This is a genomic window from Streptomyces sp. NPDC005899, from assembly GCF_040629645.1.
Classification (GTDB): Bacteria; Actinomycetota; Actinomycetes; order Streptomycetales; family Streptomycetaceae; genus Streptomyces.
This window is the reverse complement of the sequence record NZ_JBEXWB010000511.1, coordinates 1-3,283: the sequence shown is the minus strand read 5'-3', so window position 1 is coordinate 3,283 and position 3,283 is coordinate 1. Positions and strand designations below refer to the sequence as shown.

At 72.8% G+C, this 3,283-nt stretch carries 3 protein-coding genes; all 3 read left to right on the top strand.

The annotated features are described in order from the left end of the window. Positions 1-644, top strand: a 644-nt coding sequence (locus tag ABZ371_RS30680) for a molybdopterin dinucleotide binding domain-containing protein (RefSeq protein ID WP_358685789.1), incomplete at its 5' end; no start/stop codon positions are given. Positions 645-765: 121 nt separating this feature from the next. After that, on the top strand, positions 766-2,190 hold the full coding sequence (locus tag ABZ371_RS30675; RefSeq protein ID WP_358685786.1) for a citrate:proton symporter: 1,425 nt from the start codon (positions 766-768) through the stop codon (positions 2,188-2,190). Then, the coding region (locus ABZ371_RS30670; protein ID WP_358685783.1) for an MFS transporter at positions 2,190-3,283 on the top strand (1,094 nt) is incomplete at its 3' end. The genes ABZ371_RS30675 and ABZ371_RS30670, both read left to right, overlap by 1 nt.

The following is a 3,283-nucleotide window of genomic DNA, read 5'->3' as shown; positions in this document are numbered from 1 at the left end:
CCCCCGAGTCGCTCGCCGCCGAACTGACCGGCTGCACCGGGGCCGAGCGGCGCCTCGACCTGATGCTGCGCCTGGGCCCGTACGGGCTCACGCTGGAGCGGCTCCTGGAGCATCCGCACGGCATCGACCTCGGTCCGCTGAAGCCCCGCATACCCCAGCTGCTCAAGACCCGCAGCGGACGCATCGAGCTGTTGCCCGCTCCGGTCGCCGCCGACCTGCCCCGGCTGCGGGCGGCCCTCGGCACGCGCGCGGCCGGCCTCGTCCTGGTCGGCCGCCGCCATCTGCGGTCCAACAACAGCTGGATGCACAACATCGCCCCGCTCCGCGGCGGCTCCAACGTCTGCACCCTGCAGATCCACCCCGACGACGCCGCCCGCCTCGGACTGGGCGACGGCACGGCGGCCCGCGTCACCGCCGCCGGCGGGGAGGTCGAGGCACCCGTGGAGGTCACCGACGCCGTGCGCCCCGGGGTCGTGAGCCTCCCGCACGGCTGGGGCCACAGCCGCCCCGGCACCCGCATGTCCGTCGCCCGCGAGGAGCCGGGAGTCAACGTGAACCAGCTGCTGAGCGGCACGCTGCTGGACCCGCTCTCCGGCACCGCCGTGCTCAACGCCATCCCCGTCTCCGTCTCACCAGCTCGCTGACCTGGGGTTCTGCTCGTATTGCTCACACGTCGACATCTTGTTAACCCCTCTACGGGACCCCTAACGTCATCCGGACCGCCGAGTCCGGTGCGAGTTCAAAGGTGAACGTTAGGTATCCCACATGCTGACAATCCTCGGATTTGCCATGATCGCGACCTTCCTGGTCCTGATCATGATGAAGAAGATGTCGCCCATCGCGGCGCTGGTCCTGATCCCCGCCCTCTTCTGCGTGGCCGTCGGCCAGGGCGCGAAGCTCGGCGACTACGTCATCGAGGGCGTCGGCAACCTCGCGCCGACCGCGGCGATGCTGATGTTCGCCATCGTCTACTTCGGCGTCATGATCGACGTCGGCCTCTTCGACCCGGTCGTCCGGGGCATCCTGCGCTTCTGCAAGGCCGACCCGATGCGGATCGTCGTCGGGACGGCCGTGCTCGCCGCGATCGTCTCGCTGGACGGCGACGGCTCCACCACCTTCATGATCACCGTGTCGGCGATGTACCCGCTCTACAAGCGGCTGAAGATGAGCCTGGTGGTGATGACCGGTGTCGCGGCCACGGCGAACGGGGTCATGAACACCCTGCCCTGGGGCGGTCCCACGGCCCGTGCGGCCACCGCGCTGAAGCTGGACGCGGCGGACATCTTCGTCCCGATGATCCCGGCACTCGCCGTCGGCCTCCTCGCCGTCATCCTGCTGGCCTGTGTCCTGGGCCGCCGCGAGCGCAAGCGGCTCGGCACGCTCACGCTCGGCGACGTCCTGGAGACGAAGCCGGAGACCGTCCTGGTGGGCGCGGCCGGCGGCGGGGACCGTCCCGCCCCGGGCACCGGGTCCTCCCCCGGCGGTGGCGCGGCCGGCGCCGCGGGGCGCGACGCGCAGCCCGGGGAGGACGGGGAGGGCGAGGAGGAGTTCAAGGGACTCGACCCCCACAGGGCCACCCTGCGGCCCCGGCTCTACTGGTTCAACGCGGGTCTCACCGTCGCCCTCCTCGCGGCCATGATCCTCGAACTCATGCCGATCCCGGTCCTCTTCCTGCTCGGCGCCGCCCTCGCGCTCACCGTCAACTTCCCCCACATGCCCGACCAGCGGGCCCGCATCGCGGCCCACGCCGACAACGTACTCAACGTCTCCGGCATGGTCTTCGCCGCCGCCGTCTTCACCGGTGTCCTCACCGGCACGGGCATGGTCGAGCACATGGCCGACTGGGTCGTCGGCGCCGTCCCCGAGGCCATGGGCCCCCACATGGCGCTGGTCACCGGCCTGCTGAGCCTGCCCCTCACCTACTTCATGTCCAACGACGGCTTCTACTTCGGCGTCCTGCCCGTGCTCGCCGAGGCCGGAGCCGCCCACGGCGTCTCCCCGCTGGAGATCGCCCGCGCCTCCATCGTGGGCCAGCCCCTGCACATGTCGTCCCCGCTCGTGCCCGCCGTGTACGTCCTGGTCGGCATGGCCAAGGTCGAGTTCGGCGACCACACCAGGTTCACCGTCAAGTGGGCCGTGCTCACCTCGCTCGTGGTCCTCGGCGCCGGAATCCTCTTCGGCATCCTCTGATGGCGCACCCGGAACCGCGGCCCGGCAGGGGCTGGCTGCTGCGCCTCGTCATCGCCTTCGCGTTCGCGCAGGGGGCCGTGTCGATGGCCCGGCCCGCCGTCTCCTACCGGGCCCTCTCCCTGGGCGCCGACGAGCGGGCGATCGGCGTCATCGCCGGCGCGTACGCCCTCCTGCCGCTCTTCGCCGCCGTGCCCCTCGGCCGCAGGACCGACCACGGCCGCTGCGCGCCCCTGCTCCCCGCCGGCGTCGCCCTGATCGCCGCGGGTTGCGCCCTCGGCGGCGGTGCCGGCTCCCTGGCCGCGCTCGCGGCCTGGAGCGGGGTCATGGGCCTCGGCCACCTCTGCTTCGTCATCGGCGCCCAGTCGCTCGTCGCCCGGCAGTCGGCCCCCGCCGAGCAGGACCGCAACTTCGGCCACTTCACCATCGGCGCCTCCCTCGGCCAGTTGATCGGCCCGATCGCCGCCGGATACCTCGTCTCCGGGCGGGACGGCGCGATGGCCGGCACGAGCGCCCTGGCCCTGCTCGTCTCGGCGGCCGTCGCCGCCGTCTCCTTCACCGCCCTGTGGCGCATCGAGCACCGCCCGGTGGACGCCCCCCGGGCGCACGTGGCACCGAAGGTCCCCGTCGGCCGGATCCTGCGGACCCGTGGCGTGCCCGCCGGCATCCTCGTCAGCCTCGCCGTGCTGTCCGCCACCGACATCCTCACCGCCTACCTGCCGGTCGTCGGCGAACACCGCGGCATCGCGCCCGCCACGATCGGGCTGCTGCTCAGCCTGCGGGCCGCCGCCACCATCGCCTGCCGGCTGGTCATGACGCCGATGCTGCGCCTCCTCGGCCGGGGGCCGCTGCTCGCCGCCACCTGCCTGCTGGGCGGCCTGCTCTGCGCGGGCATCGCCCTGCCCGTGCCCGTGTGGGGGCTCGCCCCGATGCTGGCCGCCCTGGGCTTCTGCCTGGGGGTCGGCCAGCCGCTCTCGATGACCACCGTCGTCCGGGCGGCGCCCGCGGCGGCCCGCTCGACCTTAACTGTTCGGCTCCAGCCGCTCCGGGCAGAAGTCGTCGATGTGGATCCGTCCGGCGCGCACCTCGGACAGGA